This is a genomic window from Kribbella sp. NBC_01245 (assembly GCF_036226525.1).
GTDB lineage: Bacteria > Actinomycetota > Actinomycetes > Propionibacteriales > Kribbellaceae > Kribbella.
Genome location: NZ_CP108487.1, coordinates 580,801 through 604,763 on the forward strand (window position 1 = coordinate 580,801; position 23,963 = coordinate 604,763).

The window sequence follows — 23,963 nt, forward strand, 5'->3', positions numbered from 1 at the left end:
GTTCATTTGTGATGCCCAGGCGACGACCGGTTGCGCTTGGCTTGCGCGTTACTGCTCGAAGGGTTGACCCGGTGAGCAGTGATGGACTAGTTATGAAGCGTCTGATCATAATCCGTCCACAGGAAAGCCGAGGTCAGCAGATGCCCCGTAGCCGAATACGTCAATGTCTCGCCGTCGGGATCGCGCTCTCACTTCTTCTACCCGTCGGCGCTGAGGCTGCGCCGACCTCAGGTTGGGACGTTGAGCCGGTCCGGGACGTGGTCGAACGGCTCTTGCCGGCCAAGCAGGCCCGGCAGATCTCGTTGCATCCGCTTTCTGGCGGCCGGGAGAGCTTCACGATCGGTGCGACCGATGGCGGGCAGGTGCGGATCTCGGCCACCGGGCCGAGCGCGATGCTGGCCGGGTTCAACGCCTACCTGGACCGGGTCGCCCGCGTCGACGTCTCCTGGAACGGCGATTCGCTGAACCGGCTCCCGGACAAGCTCCCTCTTCCGCGCCGGGAGATCCGGCAGGACGCGAGCGTCGCGAACCGGTTCGCCCTGAACGACACCGATGACGGCTACACGGGCGCTTACCGGACGTGGGCCGACTGGGAGCGCGAGATCGACGTACTCGCCTTGCATGGGATCAACCAGATGTTCGTGCCGGTCGGCACCGAGGCGGTGTACCTCGACACGTTCCGCCAGTTCGGCTACTCCGAGGCGGAGTTGCTCCAGTGGATCCCGCAGCCGAGCCACCAGCCGTGGTGGTTGTTGCAGAACATGAGCTCGTTCCCGTCCGCGGTCACGGCTGACCAGGTGCGGGAGCGGGCTGAGCTTGGCGCGAAGATCGTCCGGCGGTTGCGCGAGCTCGGGATCACGCCGGTGCTTCCGGGGTACTTCGGCACGGTTCCGCCGGGGTTCGCCGCGAAGGTGCCGGGCGCACGGATTGTGCCGCAGGGTGGTTGGGTCGGCTTCACACGGCCGGATTGGCTCGATCCGACCAGCGCGCCTTTCGCGGACGTCGCGGCCGCGTTCTACGCCAGCTCGACCCGGCTGTTGGGGTCGTCGACGCATTACAAGATGGACTTGTTGCACGAGGGAGGCAGCCCGGGCCCGGTGCCCGTTGGCGCCGCGAGCGTGGCCGTTCGGGATGCCCTCGACGCGGCACGTCCGGGCGCGATCTGGGTGTTCCTCGGCTGGCAGAACAACCCTCGGCCCGACACGCTGGCTGCGATCGACCGTCGGCGTGTGCTGATCGTCGACGGGCTCTCCGACCGGTACGCCGATACCGACCGGAACGCGACCTGGCCGGATACGACGTACGCCTTCGGGTCGATCTGGAACTTCGGCGGTCACACCACGATGGGCGCCAACACCGGCGTCTGGGAGGACCGGTTCTGGCGCTGGCGGGCCAAGGCGGGCAGCCCGCTCGACGGCATCGCGGTCATGCCCGAGGCGAGTGATAACAACCCCGCGGCGTTCGACTATCTGACCGGGTTGGCCTGGCGTTCCGGGCCGGTCGACCCCAAGGCTTGGTTTGCGGATTGGGCGGCGCGACGGTACGGGGGCACGGACGCGTTTGCGGCGAGCGCCTGGCAGACGATCGGCCGGACGGCGTACGCGATGCCGGCCGACGGGTGGAGCGAGGCCCAGGACGGGTTGTTCGCGATGGTGCCCTCGCTGACCCGGCGGACGGCCGCCAGCTGGTCGCCCGAGAGCATGCGGTACGACGCGACCGCGTTCGCTTTGGCACTCCCGGCATTGCTGCGAGTGGACCCGAAGCTGCGCGCGACGTCGTCGTACCGCTATGACCTGATGGACGTGACCCGGCAGGTGCTGTCGAACCGTAGCCGGACGTTGCTGCCGCGGATCAAGGCGGCGTACGACGGCAAGGACCGGGCTGAACTGGATCGGCTGGCCGGGATCTGGATGCGGTATCTCGGTCTGCTCGACGAGGTGACGGCGACGAACCGGCAGACCATGCTCGGCCCTTGGCTGGCGGACGCCGGCTCGGGGCACAGCGCTCGCACCTTGCTCACCGTCTGGGGCCACCGGGCCGGGTACGACGCCGGGCTTGGCGACTACGCCAACCGCGAGTGGTCTGGTCTGATCAGTGGCTACTACGCCCCGCGCTGGAAGGCGTACCTTGACGAGTTGTCGGCCGCGCTGCGGGATAACCGTGCGCCGACGAGCTTCGACTGGTACCAGCGTGGTGCCGACTGGGCGGCGAGTAGCGAATCGTTGCCGACGGCCCCTATCGGCGATATCCACGCGGTGGCGGGCCGGGTGCTCGACGTGCTGCGGTCCGAGCCGGAGCCCGTTACCGCGACTGCGACGGTCGATCCTGCAAACGTTCCCGACGGAGCGAGTGCGACCGTCTCGGTTCGGCTCCGGAATACCGATCCGTTTAGTGTTGCCAAGCAGGTGCGGGTGGCGCTCGAGGCGCCGAACGGCTCGGGTCTTACGGTTCGCGAGCCGGTGGTGGAGCTGGCAGACCTGGCGCCGAACGGAGAGGCGACCGCGACGTTCAGCGTCCAGGCGTCTGGTACGGCGACGGAGTTCTTCGCCACGCTGACGGCGTCGGTCACGTCGACGCCTGCGGGTCGGCAGACGTCCGCCGTACGGGTGATGCGGGCCGGTCCGGTCGCCGGGGCTCTCACGCGATCCACCAACGCAGCGGTCTTCGGTCAGCTCGGTGATCGCTATCTGATCGAGGGTGGCGGCAACGATCTTTGGGGTTCGACCAAGCACTTCGGTTCGATCTATCGACGTGGTGTGTTGGCGCCGGGCGCGACGGTAACTACACGAGTAGATCGCCAGGATCCGAGTGGTCCGTGGGCTCGTGCGGGTGTCATCGCGAGCACCGACCTGGCGGGGAACGACGGCCGCGGATTCCTTAACATCGCGGTGACGCCACAGAACGGCTGCGTCTTCTCGTACGACTCGAACAATGATGGGACGCTGGACCGTTTCGCCCAACTGACCGGTCTGACGGCACCACTGTGGGTCCGGCTCACTCGCGTCGGCGACACCGTCACGGGCTCCTGCAGCACCGACGGCACTACCTGGCGCGCCGCCGGTACAACGACGGTCCCGCCCGGCGCCACCCTCGACGCCGGTCTCTTCATGACCGCCGCCAACGGCGGCTCCGGCACCCGCGGCGCCGCCGAATTCACCACCTTCCACATCAGCTGAACCCGACCGACGGACGCGAACCTCCCACCTTGCGTTGATTCGTCTGCCTCCGCTCGCCCATTCCGCGGCGAGTTCGCCTAAAAGCGGACGCATGCGGGCGGATTCGGACGAATCAACGCCAAACGCCGGCCCGGCACCACCTCCGCCCCGGCAGGGCTCGTCGGCAGTTGGTCGGGCGTTCGCTTTTGAGCTGTGGACGGGGCCCGTGGAGGTGGCGTAGTTTGCGCGGAGTTGTTCGTTCTGGTGCAGATGGAGACTGTGATGAACAGATTTGCCAGGTTTGGTCTTGCGTTCGTGCTTGGGATCGGAGGCGTCGGGCTGGTCGAGCCGGCGGTGGCGGGTCGGCCCGGGGAGGAGGTTCGGGTGTTGACCTGGAACATCCTGCATGGGGGATTGGGGGAGTCGTCCGATGACGTCGTGAACAAGCGGCAGACCATCGATCAGATCGTCGCGGTCCGGCCGGATGTGTTCTTCTCGGTTGAGACCTATGGCGTGGGTCCGGCCATCGTGGACGCACTCAGCAGCAGGGCGGGCAAAGGGAAGTACTACTCGGCGCAGATCACGCCGGGAAGCGGGCAAGGCCAGGACAACCTGTGGGTTTTCAGCCGCTATCCGATCGTGCGGAAGTACCCGGCTGTCAGCGGTGGCGGGATCAGCTCGTTCAACTTCGGCGGCGTACGCGTCAAGCTGCCGAATGGCCGCGGGCTCAACCTGTTCCCGATCTGGACGACGTACACGAACCCGTGGATCGGCGACTTGATCGACGAGAACGCCAACGATGTCGTCGCCGGCCGGCCGCTTCGGCACAGCGCGACGGAGATCGAGCACGCCGAGCGGGCCCAACTGGCGCAGACGGGCGAGATCCTCAGGCAGCTCCACCGCGTACTCGACGGGAACTCCGACGCGACTCTGGTTGGCGGCGACCTCAACACGGTACCGAGTAGTGACTGGTCCGCGGCGAATGCCGGCTGCCCGAGCCACTACGGTCAGGCCTTCGACTTCCGCACCACCGAGCAGTGGACCGATGCGGGATTCACGGACACCTATCGCGCGGCCAATCCTGACGCCTGTACGGCGGCTGGCCGGACCTGGAGCCCGCACGAGCCGGCCGACCTCGTTCCGCAACGCATCGACTTCACGTTTGCCCGAGGCAACGATCTGCGAGTGGTCGGCTCCCACACCTTGGATCAGCGACTGTCGCAACACGGCCCTGGCATCTTCTACTCCGACCACGCCGCGGTAGTGACCGACCTCCGCCTCGACTAGCCGAGAGCCGCGACGGCCTTGATGACCTGGTCGACCTGCTCGGGCGTGGTGACGATACTCGTGCCGAATCGCAGCAGGGGGTTGTCGTACGGCGTGACGCTGGCGACGATCTTGTGCTCCTCGCGCAACCTCTTCACGGCCTCGCCAGGGCTGAGGTTTTTCGGGGAGCACATCACCAGGCCGGCGGACAATTCCGGGTCCTTCGGGGTGACAAGGGTGACGGTGTTGATGCCGGCCAGGCCGTTCTTGAGCCGGGTCGCCTGTTCGGTGATGCGGGCGGCGATCCGGTCACGGCCAATGGCCTGGTGAAACGCGAACGCCTCCGGCACCGCCCACCGATGCTCGAACGAGTGGTAACCACCCGGCGTGGCCATCCGTCCCGGCCCGTTCGTACCCGAAAAGCTCGGGATCAGCGGGGCGACGGCGTCCCACGCCCGGCCCCAAAGCAGACCGGTGCCGCGCGGGCCGAACAGCCACTTGTGCGTGCCAGTGGTGAAGAAGTCGCAGCTGAGCTCCGCCACCGCGAGATCCACCGCGCCGAAACCGTGCACGCCGTCGACGAACAAGAGCGCCCGGTCCTGCGCCGCTCGATTCGCGTTGACCGTGGCGAGCATGTCGGCGATCGCCTTGATGGGCAGGCGTACGCCGGTGCTGGAGTGGACCCACGTGACAACCACCAGCCGCGTTTTCGGGCCGATCGCGGCCTTCAGCCGGGCCACGATATCGCCGGAGTTCGCGGCGACGGGATCGTCGTACAACCTCGCCCGGCGTACGACGGCACCGGTGCGGGTGGTGAGTTTGGCCAGGGCGTCGTGAGTGCCGAAGAAGTCGTGCTCGGTGGTGACGACGTCCTGGCCGGGCCTGATGCGAATGCCCGCGCAAAGCAGGCCCATTCCCATCGTGGTGCTATCCGTAAGCGCGACGTCGTCCGGCCGAACGCCGTCGCCGAGATAGCCGGCCGCCGCCGTACGCGCCTTCTCCTCCAGCTCGAAGGCGTGCTCCAAGACGGAGGCGGTGTCGGTGTCGAGCGCCGTACGGTGCTGGTTGATCGCGTCCCGGACCGGCGCCGGGTGCGAGGCGAGCATGAACGCGCCGAACTGCGCGACGTCGGTACCTAGCGCGAACTGGGCCCGGACCGATTCCCAGTCCTTCGGGTCGAACGGTTTGGCCGCGTCCGGCTTGCCGTCATCCGTGCACCCAGCCAGTACGGCGCCCGCGCCGAGCGCCAGCCCTGCCCCGAGCACACTTCGTCTGCCGACCATGTCACCCCTCCTACCCAGATCCGTGCGGCCTCACGACCCCCATTGACCACGATGTACGACTTGCTCGACCCCACGCCGCCGTTCGGCCATACCGGTGTCGATGTACCAGTACGGCGCGGGCCATTTGGCCTCGGCCTTGTCCTGCCAGCCCTTGTCCGGTTGGGCATAGCGCTCGAGGAAGGCCCAGCCCTGGGCGAAACCGGCGGAGGGTGCTCGCAGCGCGCTGGCCAGGATTCGCTCCACGGCCTCGGGCGCGAGTGGGCGGTCAGCGAACTGTCGCACCATGCGCCGACGGCGGATCACCTCAGCGAACCCCACCCCCGCACTGTACGACGATCCCAGGTCTCTTCTTTATTCCGCGAGTGGTCGCATCTGGTCCGCACGGTAGACGCCTGCCGCGCCAAGGCTCGGACCAGATGCGACCACTCGCGGAATAAAGAAGTGGGTGCGCTAGCAGGTGGTGGGGTGGTTGGCAAGGGTGGTTGCGGGAGTACTGGTTGGCCAGGTAGCGGGATCGTTCGGGATGGCGCCGTTGGCGAATGCTGGACAGGTCCGAAAGTCGCCGTCCAGCAAGGAGAAAGTCCGTGTCCCAACGTCCGAATGAAACGCAGCCCACTCGCCGTCGGGTACTGGCCGCCGTCGCCGCGATGGCGGTCGCGAGCGGCCTGGTCATCGCCTCACCCGCCGCCGGCGCCGCCTCCACGGCACCCGGCGCCGCGAGGTCGGGGGATGTGGTGCAGGGGGAGTTGGACGTGCTGGTTCGCGACTTCCCGGCCGCGCTGGCCGCCGTACGGGGTCGTGATGGGCGCGTCCGGAACTACACGGCGGGCGTCGGCGATCTGACGACGAACGCGAAGGTCCCGGTCGATGGGCGGATCCGCATCGCCAGTAATACCAAGACCTTCACGGCGACCGTCGTACTGCAACTGGTCGGTGAAGGAAAGATCGACCTGGACTCGCCGATCGAGAAATACCTGCCGAGCCTCATTCGCGGGGAAGGCATCGACGGGCGCAACATCACCGTCCGGCAGCTACTGCAGCACACCAGCGGTCTGCCGGAGTACACGGACAAGCTGTTCGCCGACGGCATTCTCAAGGAACTGCACACTTATCACGAGCCGCGGGAGCTGCTCGATCTCGCGCTGACGAAGAAGGCCGACTTCGAGCCGGGGGAGCGGTGGAAGTACAGCAACACCAACTACATCGTCGCCGGGCTGCTCATCCAGAAGGTCACCGGCCGGCCGATCGGTGAGGCGATCACCGACCGAGTGATCAAGCGCGCGGATTTGCGCGACACCTACTGGCCTTCCCTCGGCGAGCAGACGATCCGGGGACGCCACCCGCGCGGCTACTACGCGGAAGGTCCCGACAGCCCGTTCGTCGATGTCACCGAGCTGGAACCGTCGATGGGCTGGGCGGCGGGCGGGATGATCTCCACACCGAGTGACCTGCTCAAGTTCTTCACGGCATTGGTCGGCGGCAGATTGCTGAAGCCCGAGCAACTCGCGCAGATGATGACCACCGTCGAGGCTCCCGACGCGAACGCGACCGGCGACGCCCGCTACGGCCTAGGGCTCGCCACTTTCCCCTTGAGCTGCGGCGGTTTCGCCTGGACGCACGGCGGCGACATCTTCGGCTACGAAACCCGCAACGCGGTAACCCCCGACGGCCGCGCCGCCGCAATCGCCGTCACAGCCCTCCCGCGCACCCTCCCCCAAGCCCAACGCGTCGAACAAGCCCTTGACACAACCCTCTGCCCCTAAACCCACGCAGTACGGCACCCCCACGTTCCCCCCGCACCGCCACCAAGCCCACGCGGCACGGCGCTCCCGCATTCCGCCGCATTGCCGCGAAGGCCATGCGGTACGGCGCTCCCCTGATCCGCCGCATTGCCGCGAAGACCATGCGGTACGGCGACTCCGCGGCCCGCCGTACCGCCTTCGCAATAGCCGCCTCCACCCTTCTGCCGCGAGTGGTCAGGTAAGGACGCGCCCCCCGCGAGTCTCCTGCCGCGAGTGGTCAGGTAAGGACGCGACCACCCGCGAGTTTCCTGCCGCGAGTGGTCGCGTCTGGTCCACTCGCGAGGTCTGGCCGCGAGTGGTCGCGTCCTGTCGGTCCAGTTGTTGGAGGTCAGATGTGACCACTCGTCGCAGAAGAATAAGAAAGGGGCTGGCCGGGCCTTCGGTGCGTGTCTCGCCGGTTCGCCGTAGGGCGCCGGCCGCGATCAGTACCACGCCGATGCCATCCAGGCCGGCCGCGGCCAAGGGCGCGGTACGCCGGCCGAGGGTGCGGTACGCCGGCCGAGGGTGCGGTACGCCGGCCGAGGGTGCGGTACGTCGGGCGCGGGTGCGGGACGCCGTACAGGGTGGGTCCCCAATTCCCAAGCCCGCGGGCGGATTTGTGGATAACCCCTCCGCGAGGTGCCTCCTTGTGTCGCGCGTGTGCAAACGCAACAAGGCACTTCGCGGGAGGGTTTTCCCCAAATTGGCCAGAACGTGTGCGCTACGGGGCCGATGGGTCCGATGAGGGCGGCGGGGCGACCGGGCGGCGGGGTGTGGGGGTTACATGCCCCAGCGGGGGGAGGGGGTGAACTGCCAGTTGGGGGGTGGGCACCAGGTTGGGTCCCAGCCGCGTTGTTGGCAGTAGGCGCGAGCGATTTCGTCCGGGGGCGGCGTCGGGAAGGGAGTTGGGCGCGGGGTGCTGGGGCGGGGTGTTGGTTCGGGCGTACGGGTTTGGGAGCGGGCGGGCTTCTCGGCCGAGACGCGGCTCGGCTTTGGCGCTGCTCGACCAGGGGACGTCTCCGACCAGGGAGGTCTCGTCGTTGGAGTGACGGTGATGGACGAACTTGGTTTTGGCGTTGGTGAAGTGATGCCGATCTTCTGTTCGGCCTGCGGATCGGACTGGTGGTTCCCGGCGATGCCGAGCATCATCAGCGCCCAGATGTTGACGCCGACGAATACCGTGGCGGCAGCGCTCCAAGAGAAGATCGCCCGCTTTGACGGGCCGCCGTAGTAACCGATCGGACCGGTTACCGGCTTACCCGCTTCGTTCACCCAGAACCGGTGATCCGTGGGCGGTTCCGGCCAAGAGGGGTGCGGACGCCAATCCCGCGTCGGTGCCCAGCCGCGATCCGGCGGCGGCCACTCCGACGGAACCACGAATCGCTTCACGCCGCTCTCTCCTCCCGACCTCACGCAGTGCGTGGACAGGATACAGATTTAATCCGCATTGGACTGCTAAGTGAAATATCAGTTGCGGACGCGAGCCGGTTGGGTGAAATCGGCCGTCACTTTTGCCGCCGTGGCGCGGGCACGCCGACTGGTGGTGACGAGACCGGTGACGAACACCACGAGACCGCAGGCGCTGATGATCCACCAGCCGGGCCGGGCGGCGTCGGCGAAGCCCACCTCGAGTGGACCGACGAGACGACTGGTCAAAACCGAACCGACTACCGCGACCCCCAAAGCGGCGCCCACCTGACGGCTGGTCGACGCGATCGCTGCGGCGACACCGGCCTGGGATTGCGGCATGCCCGACACGGCAGTGGTGTTGATCGGCGCGTTGAGCATGCCGAATCCGAGTCCGAAGTCGATGTACGCCACCAGCAGCAGGGCGGTCGGTGTGTCGGCGGTCGATCGGGACAGCAGCAGACCGCTGAGCGCGATACCGGCGCCGGCCACCAGCAGCGGCAGCCGGGGACCACGGGTGCCGACGATCCACCCGGACAGTGGCGCGAATACGACGGTCATCGCGGCCATCGGCAAGGTGAGCAATCCGGCTTGCAGGGCGGTGAGCCCCCGCGCTTGCTGCAGATAGAGCGAGTTGAGGAAGAGGAACCCACCCAGAGCGAAGAAGCCGCAGGCGGCCATCAACGCAGCGCCGGAGAACGGGGCACTGCGGAAGAACCGTGGATCGAGCAGTGGTTCCGTCCGGCGCCGTTCGTAGACCACCAGCCCGACCGCCGACACCAGAGCGACGTCGAAGCAGGCGAGGATCACGGGTGACGTCCAACCCTTCCCAGTGCCTTCGATGATCCCGAAGATGAGTCCGACCAGCAGCAGCATCATCAGCAACTGCCCGATCGGGTCGATCCGGCGCGGATGCGCTGCACGGGATTCGGGCACGAACCGGGCGGTGAGCACGAGTGCGGCGATCCCGACCGGCACGTTGATCCAGAAGATGGAGCGCCAGCCGGCCGAGTCGACCAGCGCACCGCCCACGACCGGGCCGACCGCCATGCTGAGCCCGACCACACCACCCCAGATGCCGATCGCCCGCGCTCGCTCCCTCGGTTCCGTGAACGTGTTCGTGATGATCGACAGCGCCGCCGGGTTCAGCATCGAGCCGCCGATGGCCTGAATGATCCGGAACACGATCAGCAGTTCGACGGTCGGCGCGAATCCGCTCGCCAGCGACCCAAGGCTGAAGATGACCAGTCCGGCCTGGAAGATCCGTCGGCGCCCGAACCGGTCAGCAGTCGAACCGGCCACCATCAACAGGCTGGCCAGCACCAACGTGTAGGCGTCGATGGTCCATTGCAGCCGCGAAACCGGAGCGTCGAACTCCTGCCGGATCGAGGGCAGGGCCAGGTTCACGATGCTGGTGTCCAGCCCGACGATGAACAGACTCAGGCAGCAGACGGCCAGGATCAGCCGCCGGCGGGGCGTTCGCGAGGGTGTGTTCACAAGGCCTCGATCCTGCCCGCCAGGCCCAAGGTTCAGCAAACCCTGGCGCCGAACTGCATCCGGCGCAGGGCGGCATCAGTTCCCGTGGGGCTTGGTGGACCGCCAGGTCCACACGATGGCGCGAAACACGTCCAATCGGAACGAAATCGGCCACCGTGTGGACCTGCGCGTCCGCAACACCTGACCCCGGCCACGGTCGGACATCGGTGCCCCGCGGAAACGGCAGGAGCACCCGTCAACTCGCGGCCTCCGGTGAGGGGCGGGGGCCGTGTTCGGTGATGCCGATGTGGGTGTGGAGGCGGCGGAGGGGAGTGGGCGACCACCAGGCGCGGCGGCCGAGGAGGCGCATGGCGGCGGGTACGAGGATGCCGCGGATCAGAGTGGCGTCGATCAGGATCGCCAGCCCGCTGCCGATGCCGAACAGCTGGATGAAGCTGACCGAGCCAGTGCCGAAGGCGAAGAAGCTGACGGCCAGCAGAATCGCCGCCATCGAGACGATGCGCCCGGTGCGGGCCAGTCCTTCGGTGACCGATGGGACCAGAGCCATACCGCTGTCGTGGTGTTCCTTGATCCGGCTGAGCACGAACACCTCGTAGTCCATCGACAAACCGAAGGCGATGCAGAACAACAGCACCAGCATGCTCGTATCAAGAGGCAACGCGGTGAAGCCAAGCAAACCCGAGAGATGGCCGTCCTGGAAGATCAGCACCATCGCGCCGAGCGTCGCGGAGAGCCCGATCAGATTCAGCAGCAGAGCACGGATCGGCTGGAGCACGCTACCGGTGAAGAGGAACAGCAGCAGGAAGGTAGTCAGCGCGATCAGCCCGCCGGCAAGGGGAAGCCGTGATCCGATCGCATGCTGGCTGTCCATGAACTGCGCCGTGTTGCCGCCGACAAGGAACTCGGGACCCGGCAGGGCACGGATGGCGGTGACCAGATCGCGCGCGGTGTCCGACCTGGTATCGGCATTCGTCACGACCGCCAGCCGTTGGATGCCGTCGGCAACCAATCGCGCATCGGCGGGACTCCGGCCGGCCGGCTTGCCGTTGGCGAAGGCGCCCGCGGCTGATTCCACCCGTACGACGTCCGGCAATTGCGACAACCTCACGGCGTACGACGTGATGTCAGCGGTGGCGACCGGGCTGGTGCCGATCAGGGTGATGGCCGACGTGTCGTCGCTGCGGAAGTCGTCGCGCAGGGCGTCACCGGCGATCCGGCTGGTGGCGGTGGTCGGGAGGACGCGGTCGTCCGGCGTACCGAACTCGACGTGCAGCAGGGGAGTGGCGAGTAGGAGGAGCCCGGCGACGACCGGTACCGCGGTGATGCCGGGGCGGCGCATGGCCAGTGCCGCGAGTCTGCCCCAGAACGGCGCGACGGTCTTCGGCTCACCCTTGGCCCAGGGGAGTCGCAGCGCGTTAACGCGATGCCCGAGCACGGCGAGGATCGCGGGCAGCACCACCAGCGCGCCTGCCATGGCGATCAGGATCACGCCGATCCCGGCGTACGCGAAGGAACGCAGGAAGAACAGCGGGAACACCAGCAGTGCGGCCAACGCGACGGCGACGGTGGCAGCGCTGAACACGATCGTGCGGCCAGAAGTTTCGACTGTACGGATCACCGCCGCGGCGACGTCGGACCCCTTGCCGAGCTCCTCGCGATAGCGGCTCACCATCAGCAGCGCGTAGTCGATCGCGAGCCCGAGTCCGAGCGCGGTGGTCAGGTTGACCGAGTAGATGGAGACGTCGGTCAGCGAACCCATGACCGACAGCTCGGCGAACGTGCCGAAGATCGCGATGGTGCCGATCGCCAGCGGGATCAACGCCGCGACCACGCTGCCGAAGGCGAGGATCAGCAGCACCAGGATGATCGGTACGGCGATCGCCTCGGCCAGCAGCAGATCCCGGCCGACCTGGGCGTTGACGTCGTGGTTGACGCCGGCCTCGCCCCCGATGGCGACGTTCAACCCATCGTGCGAGCCGCCGTACGTCTCCACCAGGCGTTCGACGACCTTGGTACGGTCGTCGAAGTCGCCGCCGATCGAGGCGACCAGCAGTGCCTTCGTGCCGTCCTCGGAACGCATCGCCGCCGCGCCCGTCGTCCAGTACGACGCGACGCCTTGCAGATCCGGCTCGGCGGACAGCCGCCGCGTCAGTTCCTTGCCCTGGGCAACGGCTTGGTCGACTGGGCGGCCGGCGTCGATGACGACCACCAGGTTGGCCTGGCCACCGAAGCGGTCGGCCAGGGCCTGTCTCGCGTGGGTCGATTCCGCGCCAGGGTCGTCGAAGCCGCCACCGGCCAGTTTTCCGAAGGCGCCGAAACCGGCGACGGCGGCAGCGGCCAGCAGGATCGCGGTGAGGACCAGGACGAGTTTGGCGCGACGTACGGCGAAGGTGCCGAGGCGATGCAGCATGGCGGTGCTCCGAGCGGTCTTGAAGTTTACGGGTGTAAACTTTACGTGTGTTAACTTGCCACGAATGTTCACAGCCGTCAACATCGAGTCCATGACCGATCGAACGCCCTATCACCACGGCGACCTCCGCAATGCCCTGGTCGGAGCCGCGGCCGAGCTCGCCGAGCAGGGCGGGCCCGACGCCGTCACGGTCCGGGCCGCTGCGCGTATCGCCGGGGTGACGCCGACGGCGGCGTACCGGCATTTCAGTGGTCACGAGGATCTGCTGCTGGCGGCGAAGGAGCGGTCACTCGCGTCGATGGAGACCGCCATGCGCAAGCGGCTCGCGCGGTTGCCCGACGCGCCCGATCCCGCCCAGGCGGCGGTGAACCGGCTGGAGGCGATCGGCCGCGGCTACGTCGACTTCGCCCTATCCGAACCGGGCTTGTTCCGCACGGCCTTCTGCTCCGACCCAGCCAAGCAGTCAGACCCCCAGCAGTCAGACCCCAAGCAGTCGGGAGCGCAGGACTTCGGTCCGCCAGGCGGCGCACACGGCATGCTGCGGAGCGGCATCGACGAACTGCTCGCCCTGGACTTCTTCCGGCCAGACCAGCGCGACGGCGTCGAGGTCGCGGCATGGGCACTGGTCCACGGACTGTCGTTCCTACTGCTCGACGGACCATTCTCCCGCCTGCCGGCCAAAGCCAAGGCACACATGCTGGACCAGGCCCTCGACGCTTTCCTCAGCAGTCTCTGGAACTCAAGGAAATCCCTGCTCGACGGTTGATACGACGGTACGGCGGACGCGCGGGTCCGCCGTACCGTCGCCGCTGTTACGGCTGGTCCAACCACCACCGCTGGCACGGGCCGTTCCAATAGCGCCAGGTGATCAGTCCGGCGCCGGCAGCCGGATTACACCCAGCCACATCGAGCGAATTGCCGTTGCTCTCCTGAGTGATGGACCACGTGCCGTCGAAGGCCGGTTCGACCCGCCATCGTTGGCACGAGCCCTCGTTCTCCGGCATCGTCGCCACCTGCAGGGCCAGGGCGTCAGTGCATCCGAGTACGTCGACCGCCTGTGCCGTACTGGGCTCGATGATCTTGTAAACGTCATCACCGAGCGGCAGGAACTGCCACCGCTGGCACGGACTCCCCGGCACCCACTCCCACATCCTCATCTCCGCGTCAGGCCCGCAATTCGCGACGTCGAGCGTCATGCCGCCGTGCACCGCGCGGACCCGGAACTGTCCGTCCGGCTGGCCGGGGTTGAAGCCGGCCCGCAGGATCCACTGCTGGCTCGCCTCCGCGGCACACGTCCGCTGGACGATGCTGACGGCCTCACCGGTGCTGCCCTCGGCCGGTGACGCGCACTTGTCGCTGTGCGCGAACTTCAGCCTGACCACCGTGTCGTAGCTGCTGCCCTCCAGATACTCGATCCGCAACTGCTGGTTCGACGTGCCCATGCAGGGCCACTGCAGTACGCCGACCTCGTCGCCATGCAGCTGGTTGTAGACATCGAGACAGCGCGGGCGGCCGTCGTTGATGTTGCCCTGGAAGTGCGCGGTCTGGATCTCGAACTGATCGATACCCGCTATCTGCTTGATCCGGAACCGCTGGTTCAGTCCGCCGTGGCAGGTGTGCTGGACCAGCCGCTCGCCGTCGGCCTGGTTGTTGTTCCAGACATCCAGGCACTTTCCGGTGTTCCGGGAGACCAGCTCGTAGGTCCGGTTCTCGATATCGAAACTCGGCCCGGTGCTCGCGCCGACCCGCGGCTCCCGCCACCCACTGGCGGCCGGCCCGAACGACGTACCGGTCGAGGTGAGCGTGTAGGCCTCGCGGCCACCACCATCCAGCGAGTAGATCAGACCGACATCTTCCTTGCCGTCGGCACTGAAGTCGCCAGTGGCCAGAGCTGTTCGCGCCGGGTCGAAGGTGGTCGTGTCGCGCCACCACTCGGACAAGGTGTACGCGCTGCCGGTGGACTTGAACACCTTCAGCGAGGCGTCTGTGCCGCTGTTCTCGTAGAGCGTGACGATGTCGTCCTTGCCGTCACCATCCACGTCTGCGACCTGCGGCTTACTGCGTTCCCAGCAGTACGCGCCGGCGCCGCTGTCGTGCAGGACGGTGGGTGTCGGGCTGAACGCCGTACCGCTCGACTTGAAGTACCGCGTGACCGTATGGCAGCCACCAACGTTTTGCATGTCGACGAGATCGGCGTTCTTGTCGCCGTCAACATCGGCGAGCAGGGGAGCGCTACCGGACCAAGGGCTGGTCGTCTGCAGCCATTCGGTCGGGGCGTTGAGCGTCGGCCCGAGAAAGGTGAGCGTGCGCCAGCTCGTCCCGGCGACGTTCAACTGGGCCACGATGTCGGACTTGCCGTCGCCGTTGACGTCGCCGGCGACGATCCGGGCGGTGCTCAGCGGCCAGCCGTTCGCGCCGCTGTGCCACACGGGCGCCGACTCGAAGTTGTACCGTTCGCTGTCCGACAACCCCCGGTACATACCGATCCGCCGTCCCGCCTCCTCCCGGACCAACACGGCATCCGTGCGGCCATCGCCGTCGAAATCACCGCGGACCGGCCGCGTGCGGTACATCGCGAAACCGCCGTTGGCACCGCTGTCCCAGGCCAGCTGACCGGTCTGCAGCCCACCGTCCTTGGCGACGATGTTCCAGATGGCGGTCCTGCCGTCGCCCTGATCCAGTACGGCGGACAGGTCCGCGCGGCCGTCGCCATTGACGTCACCGCGGCGTTTGGCCGGCAGCTGCGTGAGCTTGTTGGCGCTCAGCTGCCAGACGGTCGGCTCGTCACTGACGTTGTTCGCCGCATCGACCGCCTTCACGTAAAGCATCTTCGCCGGCATGGTCCCGGTCGCCGTCTGCCAGACGGTGAGCGGGATCTTCGCGGTGCCGTCCGCGCCCGCCTTGATCCGGCTGGTGATCCGCTCCGGCTTGAAGCCGTACAGGTACTCCGCCACGTCGGTATCACCGGGCGCCGGTCGCAGCGTCACCGTACCGACGGTCCGGGCCGGAATGGCCGCCTCTCCATCCGGGAAATCCGTGGATTCCAGTACCGCGCCGAGCGGCTTCTTGGCATCGACCGTGAAATAGCAACGCTCGGTCGCCGGGCCGAAGTCGATGTCGTCCGGGACGTTGTCGTTGCTGCGGGCGTAGTAGTAATACGTCTGCCCGTCCGCCAGCTTGGTGCGATCGATGGCCGGCCAGGCGAACGCTGAACCCGAGGTGGTGGTGGCCGAATCGAGCTCGTAGGTCAGCGCGTCGTTCGAGGCTTGGTGAATCGACAGCCGGGTGGTGAGGTTGTCACCGTCCTTGTCACTCGCCACCGCGGAGAACGAGTACCCCGACAGTGGCCAGCTGACCACGATCGGCGCCTCTTTCGGAGCGCAGGGCCGGGCCCGGGTGAAGTTGACCCGGCTCGGCTTGTTCGGCGCGTTGTTGTAGGTGATCACGATCTTCGCGGTGTGCCCGTGGAACCTCTTCCACTGCGAGATATCGGTCTCGCTGGGTGCCTTCAGGCCGAAGGTGATCGTGGACTGCCCGGCGTCAGCGACCTGCTGGGCCGCCCATTTGAGCCCGTCGGACGTCCAGGACATCAGCATGTCCGGCTGTCCGCCTGCTGTCCGGGCGTTACCGCTGGCGGTGGCCACATGAGCTCGCCAATGGCCGCCCGTGTTCCGCCAGGTGACGGGCTGGTTCCGGTCGATGCCGTGGGTCCACCACAGTTCGGTCGGGGTCGGTGATCCCGAGGAGCTGTGATCCAGCCAGATCTGGAACGTGCCGCTGGTCACCCGTGCGCCGGCGATGTCGCCGCCGCCGAACTGGAAGAACGAGCGGTAGGTGATGACGTTGTCGTACGACCTGCCCACCTTGGCGCCTTCACCGCGGTCGTAGTCCCAGTAGGACTGATCCTGATACTCCGCGCTGACGTGGGTCCAGAGGTAGTTGTTCACCGCCCAGGACGGGTCGATATAGACGGGGTAACGCGTTGCCGGTGCGTTGAGCAACTTCTGATCCGGCTCGATGACCAGGTCCTGGGCGGATCTGGTCGTCGGGATACTGGCGTGCTTCGCCCTGGGTTCCTGCTGCTGTACGGCGGTGGGGCTGTCCCACATCACCGCCTTGCCGGCCGTGAACAGCGCCTTGCCGCTCGCGTCGGTGGCAGTCGTCGTACCGTCCGGTTTGGTGGTCAGCTTCAGCCCCGAGCCACTGATCGGGAAGCGCAACCGCTTGAGTGCGGGGTTCTTGGCCGCTTCGCGGTTCTTCACCACCAAGACGTGCTGGAAGCCCGTGGCCTCGACCCGGACCCGCAGGTCCACGCCGGGAAAGACTTCCGGGTACGTCGCGGTGTCGCCGTCGAGCACCGGCTTCGGCAGCCGGTCCGGCCAGGCCATCCGGACCTGCTTGGTGTTCTTGCCTAGGGCAACGAGCTTCTCGTCGCCGCCACCGGACAGCCGCAGGTCGGTCACGATCAGGCCGGGCCGGACCGAGCCGTCCGGCTGGAACTTCAGTTTGGTGTCGATGGGCGCCCAGCCCGGGCCCTTTCGGGCCCGGACCGGAGTCGCGTATTGCTCCATCGTGTGCAGCCCCGAGGGCTCGCGGAACACCTGGGTCGTCTCCGACTTCAGGTGGTCCAGCTCAACCCGCTGGGCCGCTTTCGGTTCGGCGGACACCGAGCCGGACCCCACGGGCCCGGCGGCTTGTGCCGCCGAGTCCGTGGTCAGCCCGAGCGAGGGGAGGAGTAGAGCCGCCGCCGCGACACTGGTAATCGCCAGTCTCGTTCTCATCGAGAATCCTCAGCAACCGTTGTAGATATTCGAGCAGGGGTTCTCACGCCACATCTCTTCCTCGCGAAGCCGCTCCGGGGTCTTCTGCTCCGAAGCCACATCGATGGCGTGCAGGCCACGACCGCCCCAGTAGCCCGCCAGCCCGCCGGCCAAGGCGCCGACGATGCCACCGATGACCACGCCGGGCGGACCGGCGACCGTTCCGCCCGTGGCACCGAGCTGCGCACCGGCCCACGCGCCGGCCGACACACCTGCCGCCGTACCGACCGCGGCCCCGACCGCCATGCCGCTGTCGGTGTAGGTGTCGCGGCCGAGAGCCTCCTCGTCCGGGGGCGGCGGCTGCTTCGCCTTCTCCTCGTCCTTCTTCTTCTGCTCTTCGACCTGCTTGCGGTTGGCTTCCGCCGCCGCCTGTGCAGCCCTGGCCTGTTCACCGACCCGCCTGGCCACGGCGGCCAGCTGGTCCACTCTTCGATCCAGGGCCGCGACGCTCGAGTTCGTCGCCCTGGCGGCGGCCAGCGCCTTGGCCATCTCCTGGGCATCCGGGCCGGATTCCTTGATGAACCGTTTGGTGACGATCTTGATGACTTCCTTGGTGTGGTACCGAACCGTGCGGATGATCTCCTTGAAGATCGTCACCTGGCGGGCCACCTCGGCCACCAGCGCCTGGGCGAAGTCATGGAAACCGAAGGCGGTCGCGACCTTCGAAAGGAAGGTGTAGATCACGATCTTGACGTAGACCGTGATGACCTCCCGCTTCAGTTCCTTGATGCGCTTGGTGTGGTAGCGCACGATCGTCTTCAGCTCGGTGACCGTTTCGGTCCGATAGCGCTTGCCATCGGCATCAATCGAGCTGACCGGACTGTTGTTCGCGTACGCATAGGCGTTCAGCTGTTGCGGATCGCCCGGATCCACGACCGGGTCGACGGAGATGAACCGGCCGGTGGTCGGGTCGTACTCCCGCGCACCGAGATGGACCAGGCCGGTCGACGAGTCCTTCGTACCGCCGACGAAGTCCCGCTGGCTCGGCCAGGCGGTCGGTACCGCACCGCGCGCCTCGCCGTACGGGGTGATCCGGCGCCGCTGGAAGGCCTGCGTCTCCGCGTCGACCATCAGCGTCGCCGAACCGTGGTGGTCGGAGCCGAGCCAGGTCAGCTTGCCCCTCGGGTCGGCTGAGGTGGCAACGCGAACGCCGATGGTCTGCTTGCCAAACGTGTAGTGCCGCGTTCCGACCTGGGTGCCGTCCGGCTTCAGCAGCACCTCGGTGCCGCCGAGGTACAGCGTGGTTCCGGTGCTGTCCTTGCGGAGCAGCCGGTTGCCCTCGGCGTCGTAGATGTACTCGGTCTCCTGGCTGCCCTTGGTGACCTTGGTCAGTTTGCCTTCGGGATCGAAGTCGAAGGTCTCACCGACTCCGGCGACGGTCCGGCTGGTCTGGTTGCCGTTCGCGTCGTAGCCGTACTCGTTGACCTTGGTGCCTTCCGGCCCGGTCGTGGTGATCTTCTGTACGGCGTGCGGCCGCGGCTGGCCGGTGGCCGGGTACTCGTAGGTGCTGGTCGTCGCACCCGCCGCGGTGTTGCGGGTTTCGGTCTTGCGGTTGCCGATCTTGTCGAACGTCCACGAGTGCCAGTACGGCGCAGGTCCGCCGAGTTGGCTCGCGACCATCGGTTGCACGGCGCAGTTGCCGTCGCCCGGTGTCCAGGCCTTGGTCAGTCGCTTCAGCTCGTCGTAGTTGAAGCACTGGGTGTCCTTCGGCTCCGTGCTGCCGGTCGCGGGCGCGTCGACGATCTTCGTGACGTTCCCCGCGAGGTCGTAGCTGTAGCTCTGGTCCAGAACACGTTGCGGACCAGGCGTTTCCCGTTGGCTGATCGCCCGGGTCAGGCGGCGGGTGGCCTCGTCGTACACGTAGGAGTGACGCAGCCACTTGCCGTCGGTCGGCTTGACCTCGAGCAGCGTCAGATCGCCGTACGAGTTGAACTCCGAGCCCGTGACGTAGCTGCCGAGCTCACTCGACATACCGGTCGGCAGGTCGTTGCTGTCGTAAGTGGTCGTCAGGGTTTCCGCCGGCAGGCCACCGACCGCCGGTAGCTCGGTGGTCTTCAGCAGGCCATTGTCGGTATAGGTCTGGCTGGTCGAGTAGGTCTTGGCCAGACCGCCTTGGGCCGCGGGAATCGTGACCTCCGTGCCGGTCGGCTGGCCGGCGGCCGTGTACCCGGTGACCCGGGTGGTGTAGGCCTGGCCGTTCACATAGCGGGTCGACGTACTCGCCGAGCCCTTGGCGATCGTGTCGTAACTGCGCTCGACCCGTATCGGCCCGTCGACCGAACCTTCGCGCGAGGATGTCGGACGGCCGATCAGGTCGTAGGTGTAGAACAACTTGGTGCCCTTGGCGTCGGTGGTCGACGTCAACTGGTCCAGTTCGTTGTAGGTGAAGCTGGTGGTACCGCGGTCCGGCTCCTCGACCTTTGTCCGACGACCCTGTACGTCGTACGTGTAGCGCCACACATTGCCGGCCGGGTCGGTGACCGAGGCCAGCTGTCCCGCCTTGGTGTAGGTGTAACTCGTCTTGTCGTAGTCGCCACTCGGGTCCGGGGTGTTGTAGGTCCGCAATTCGGTCTGGCGGCCCTGGACATCGGTGATCTTCGTGGTCGCCTGCTCACCGGTCGGCGGGTTGGTGGTCTGCCGATCCGGTTCGTGGCTGTGCGTGGTGGCCCACTTCTCCTCGTTGTACGACCAGAACGACTCCTTGCCCGGCCGGTCGAGTGCGTCGTACGTCGTCGACTTGCGCGCCGGCAGTTCTTCCTCGATGGGGTCGAAGACCACGTTTCCGGGCGGTGCGTCGTTGTAGTATGGAGTGTTCTCGATCACCTGCAGACCGCGTGAGTCGTACTCGATATCGGTGATGACGCGCCCGATACCGTCGGCGGATGCCTTCTGGATCTGCCGCTTCCGCTGCAGGCCATCGAGGATTTCGTACGTCGTCTCGACGGATCCATCGGCTTGCAGGCTCTTGGTCTGCACGACGCCGGGCTCGTCGACGCCACCGAAGTAGGTGTGCTCGACGTTGGGCGTCGCCGACTCCGCGCGGCCGGGCAGCCAGACCTTCGCGATCCGGCCGAGACCGTCCCGCTTCGATACGGTCTCGCGACCGGCGACGTCGATGACCTTCTTCGCCTGACCCCACGCCGGGTCGAGCTCGGTGCTCGTCGTGTGCCCGTTGGGCAGGGTCACCGTGGTCTTGGTGACCGGCCCGTCGGCCGGGAAGTAGTCGTACCGCGTGGTCCGGCCCTTCGCATCGGTCTCGGATTCCTTCCGGCCGTGCTCGTCGTACGTCGTGGTGCCCAGCGTTTCGTACGTCGGTTCGCCGGCGCTGGTGAAACCGGACAGCCGCTGGGACGCGATCGGCTTGGGTTCGGTCGGCGTGGCGCCGCCTTCGTACTGGACCTTCTCGTCGGAGATGACGTCGTCCTTGGTCCACGGCTGGTCACAGGCCTTGGCGACCGTCTGGGTGCGCGACGGCAGTTCCGTGATGCCCTGGGCCGCGTTGCTCACGTATTCGAACCGCGTGCAGGTGTCGTCAGCCGTCGTGGTCAGGTCGTTGGCATTGGTCGCCTCGGTGAGCAGACCGGTGCTGCTGTACTCGTTCTTGGCCGAGGTCTCGCGGAAACCGCCGCCGGGCTTGGCCTCCCAGCCGCGGACGGACTTCTGCTCGACCTTGAACGCACTCGTGGTGCCCCAGTCGCGGGTCCGCGTCGAGGTCGCCTGCGATACCCACGGCTCGGTGATGGTGCGTTCGGCGATCGCGCCGTTCAGCAGCTTGCTGCTCTCCCGCTCCTGGCCGGCCAGCACGTTGGCGTCCTCGATCGTCGCGCCGGTGGAGTCGACCAGCTTGACGTCCTTGACGGCGCCGTTCATGAGCTTGTCGCCGTCCATGCCCTGGAAGTAGCGGTGCTCGGTGACCGACTGCGGTCCGGACGGGTTGCCCTTGGTCACGATGACCCGCTTGTAACCACGCCACTGCGACCAGGTCTTGCGGCCGATCTCGACCAAACCGTCCTCGTCATCGTGGCGCCAGGCCGGGCCCTCGGGATAGGTGACCCTGGTCTCCACGGGCACCATGCCGCTGACGCGGTCGGACTCGGTCACCGACGTGACGACGTACTTGTGGAACCAGTCCTCCCGCTCGTCGGTGGCACCGGGCGGGGTCCACTTCATCGGGTGGCAACGGCGGTTGTTGTTGTCCACGGCCGGGACGTTGCCCGGCAGGCTGCAGTCCTTCTCCGAGTAGGAGATGGCGAGAGAACCGCCGGAGCCGTAGTGGATCGCACGAATGCGGAACCAGTCCAGCAGGGGCTGGCCGGTGCCGTCGTCGACCCGGTTGTTCATCGCGACCTTGTCGAAGTTGACCTCGGGCGTGTTGACCGCAGCGCCGACCTCGCCGATGTGGGTGAGGGCTTCTAGCCACAGTCGCGGCCCGGTGTTGTCGCCGGGGTTCGGGAAGCTGTGCCGCAGCGTCCAGCTGTCGACCGGTGAGAACGCGGTGCCGCGCCAGACCTCGGTGCGGACCTTGCTGAGCTTCTTCTTGGTCCAGAAGGTCGGCCCGAACCGGGTGCAGCGGGTGGTGCTGGTGCACTCCTGGTCGAGCGGGGTGTCGAAGTAGTCCGCGGGAGCGCAGTTGGCGCCCGTGACGCACCGTTCGGCGGTGTCGAAGTGGACCCGCGCGACCGGCTTCTCGGCGAATACCTCGCCGGCGGTCTGGCCGTAGTCGATCCGCTTGATGTTGCCGGCCCGGTCGTAGGTGCTGACCGTGGTCTCGGTGCCGTTGCGGGCGTAGTTGTTCTTCTCGACGTCGTAGAACAGCGACATGGTGTTGCCGTGCGGGTCGACGACGTAGTCGAGGTTCCAGCGGTAGACCTGCTGGCAGAACGAGTCGGCAAAGGCCGCCTTGTTGCACTGCTCACCGCCGTGGTTGCCCGCGACCGGGACGGTCCACGCCGAGTTGGTCGCCTGAGCGTTGGGGCTCGGGATCTTGTTCAGCCCGAAGTAGAACTTGGTGCCGTCCTTGGTCGTGATGAGCCAGTGCTCACCCTTCTCGGCGTCGGTGCCGCCCTGGTCGCCGTTGTCGGCGCCGGACAGCCGCTCCACCTTGGTGCCGTCGTCGGCCTTCGGGCGCCACTGGCCGGTGACGTCGTCCTTCACCAGCTCACCGCCCTTGCCGTTCAGGGTGAAGGTCGCGTTGTCGGTCGCGAAGCACAGGTCGCCGACGGCCCTGGTTCCGTTGTTGCCGGTCTGCTCGCTCTTGGACGAGCAGGAAGCGTAGCGACGTTCGATCGAGCCGCCCGGTGACAGCTCGAAGCCCTCACCGACCCAGGACGACTGGTTGTTGGTGCCCGAGGTCCGGCCGTCCACGCTGCCCGAGGAGTAGCCCAGGCTGATCTGCGCGGTGGGGCCGCCGGTACCGGGTGGCGTGCGCATCGGGTACTGCCAGTTGAAGTCGCCCGACGAGCCGCCGACCGACCAGGAGGCGGTGGGGGAGAGGTTGGTGTTGCCGAAGTCGCCGGCCGGTCCGGCCGCGGCCGCTTCCATCGCGAACAGACCATCAGCGGGTACGTCGGCGCTGAGCTTGCCTGATCCGGTGTTGCGGGTCTTCAGCGGCGTACCGGCACAACCGGCCGGAACGGGCGTCGCCGCCGCGCAAGCCGGGAGTTGGACCAGCCGTAGCCGGCTCGCCCAGTCGCCGCCGTACGCGTGCCGGAACGCCTGGTAGTCGAGTTCCAGCGCAACCTTGCCTCGAGCCTTCGCCTTATCGGTGTTCGTGAGTTTCACGAGCAGGGAGGCGCCGCGTTTGCCGAGCAGGTCCACCTTGACCTTGCTGGGCGCGCTGCCGTCGGTGGTGGCCGGCCCGATCGCGAGCGGCAGCGTGCCGGCCGCCTTCTTGGCGGGCAGTACGCCGGAGAGCCGCGCGTCCCAGGTGGTCGCGGGTAAGGCGACCTCAGCGGTGCCGGCTGACGGCCAGACCACGGCAGGCGTCTTCACGACGTCAACGTTGAGATCGGGCTGCCGTGGCTTCACCTGGTAGTCCGAGCCGCGGACGGACTTCACCTTGGCTGATTTGAACAGTGGCTCGGCTTTGGTGGGCGCCGGAACGGCCCCGGCCGGAGCATTCAGCCCGACCACCAGCGTGAGCCCGACCACCGTGGCCAGCGCACCACGCAGAACGCGTGTTGACATGGAACCTCCCCAGATTCGACCACCTGAATGTCGGCGAACGGGGGTACTACCTCAACGGTTTCGACGCTGGTGAATTAGTTCCTCAACCGGCGTGGGGTTGTGCCACGACTGGTTTCACGCTGCTGGCAGGGCGAATCGGCCCGCTACCCGCCTCCGAG

11 protein-coding genes are annotated in these 23,963 nt (G+C 67.2%); 5 read left to right on the forward strand and 6 right to left on the reverse strand.

Annotated elements, in window-relative coordinates:
- Window positions 1-140 precede the first annotated feature (140 nt).
- Both OG394_RS02545 and OG394_RS02550 read left to right on the forward strand, forming a co-directional pair.
- Window positions 141-3,176, forward strand: a complete 3,036-nt coding sequence (locus OG394_RS02545; protein ID WP_328993159.1) for an alpha-N-acetylglucosaminidase — start codon at window positions 141-143, stop codon at window positions 3,174-3,176.
- Window positions 3,177-3,437: 261 nt separating this feature from the next.
- Window positions 3,438-4,442: an endonuclease/exonuclease/phosphatase family protein gene (locus tag OG394_RS02550; protein WP_328993160.1), complete on the forward strand. Its 1,005-nt coding sequence runs from the start codon at window positions 3,438-3,440 to the stop codon at window positions 4,440-4,442.
- Here OG394_RS02550 and OG394_RS02555 read toward each other — a convergent pair.
- Both OG394_RS02555 and OG394_RS02560 read right to left on the reverse strand, forming a co-directional pair.
- The gene (locus OG394_RS02555; RefSeq protein ID WP_328993161.1) at window positions 4,439-5,704 is read right to left on the reverse strand and encodes an aminotransferase class V-fold PLP-dependent enzyme; all 1,266 of its coding nucleotides are present in this window, start codon (window positions 5,702-5,704) and stop codon (window positions 4,439-4,441) included. The genes OG394_RS02550 and OG394_RS02555 overlap by 4 nt on opposite strands.
- 30 nt (window positions 5,705-5,734) lie before the next feature.
- Window positions 5,735-6,022 carry a nitroreductase family protein gene (locus tag OG394_RS02560; protein WP_328993162.1) on the reverse strand — a complete coding sequence of 96 codons (288 nt, stop codon included), beginning with the start codon at window positions 6,020-6,022 and terminating at the stop codon, window positions 5,735-5,737.
- 266 nt (window positions 6,023-6,288) lie between these two features.
- Here OG394_RS02560 and OG394_RS02565 point away from each other — a divergent pair, with 266 nt between their 5' ends.
- Together OG394_RS02565 and OG394_RS02570 are read left to right on the forward strand one after the other, a co-directional pair.
- Complete coding sequence (locus tag OG394_RS02565; RefSeq protein WP_328993164.1) at window positions 6,289-7,467, forward strand: serine hydrolase domain-containing protein; 1,179 nt, start codon at window positions 6,289-6,291, stop codon at window positions 7,465-7,467.
- Between the two features lie 1,063 nt (window positions 7,468-8,530).
- Window positions 8,531-8,716 carry a hypothetical protein gene (locus tag OG394_RS02570; RefSeq protein ID WP_328993165.1) on the forward strand — a complete coding sequence of 62 codons (186 nt, stop codon included), beginning with the start codon at window positions 8,531-8,533 and terminating at the stop codon, window positions 8,714-8,716.
- 236 nt (window positions 8,717-8,952) lie between these two features.
- Here the strand turns inward: OG394_RS02570 and OG394_RS02575 are convergent, their stop codons facing one another.
- Together OG394_RS02575 and OG394_RS02580 are read right to left on the reverse strand one after the other, a co-directional pair.
- Entirely contained in the window at window positions 8,953-10,389 is a 1,437-nt protein-coding gene (locus tag OG394_RS02575) for an MFS transporter (protein WP_328993166.1), read from the reverse strand.
- A 235-nt stretch (window positions 10,390-10,624) separates the two neighbouring features.
- Entirely contained in the window at window positions 10,625-12,799 is a 2,175-nt protein-coding gene (locus tag OG394_RS02580; RefSeq protein WP_328993167.1) for an MMPL family transporter, read from the reverse strand.
- A gap of 91 nt (window positions 12,800-12,890) precedes the next feature.
- Here OG394_RS02580 and OG394_RS02585 point away from each other — a divergent pair, with 91 nt between their 5' ends.
- Window positions 12,891-13,565, forward strand: a complete 675-nt coding sequence (locus OG394_RS02585; protein WP_328993168.1) for a TetR/AcrR family transcriptional regulator — start codon at window positions 12,891-12,893, stop codon at window positions 13,563-13,565.
- A 46-nt stretch (window positions 13,566-13,611) separates the two neighbouring features.
- Here the strand turns inward: OG394_RS02585 and OG394_RS02590 are convergent, their stop codons facing one another.
- The gene (locus tag OG394_RS02590) at window positions 13,612-17,580 is read right to left on the reverse strand and encodes an RICIN domain-containing protein (protein WP_328993169.1); all 3,969 of its coding nucleotides are present in this window, start codon (window positions 17,578-17,580) and stop codon (window positions 13,612-13,614) included.
- 9 nt (window positions 17,581-17,589) lie between these two features.
- Window positions 17,590-23,805: an RHS repeat-associated core domain-containing protein gene (locus tag OG394_RS02595; protein WP_328993170.1), complete on the reverse strand. Its 6,216-nt coding sequence runs from the start codon at window positions 23,803-23,805 to the stop codon at window positions 17,590-17,592.
- Window positions 23,806-23,963 lie beyond the last annotated feature (158 nt).

Coding starts and splice junctions, on each gene's coding strand:
- OG394_RS02545 (WP_328993159.1), top strand. CDS start 141: ATGCCCCGTAGCCGAATACGTCAATGTCTCGCCGTCGGGATCGCGCTC.
- OG394_RS02550 (WP_328993160.1), top strand. CDS start 3,438: ATGAACAGATTTGCCAGGTTTGGTCTTGCGTTCGTGCTTGGGATCGGA.
- OG394_RS02555 (WP_328993161.1), bottom strand. CDS start 5,704: ATGGTCGGCAGACGAAGTGTGCTCGGGGCAGGGCTGGCGCTCGGCGCG.
- OG394_RS02580 (WP_328993167.1), bottom strand. CDS start 12,799: ATGCTGCATCGCCTCGGCACCTTCGCCGTACGTCGCGCCAAACTCGTC.
- OG394_RS02585 (WP_328993168.1), top strand. CDS start 12,891: ATGACCGATCGAACGCCCTATCACCACGGCGACCTCCGCAATGCCCTG.
- OG394_RS02590 (WP_328993169.1), bottom strand. CDS start 17,580: ATGAGAACGAGACTGGCGATTACCAGTGTCGCGGCGGCGGCTCTACTC.
- OG394_RS02595 (WP_328993170.1), bottom strand. CDS start 23,805: ATGTCAACACGCGTTCTGCGTGGTGCGCTGGCCACGGTGGTCGGGCTC.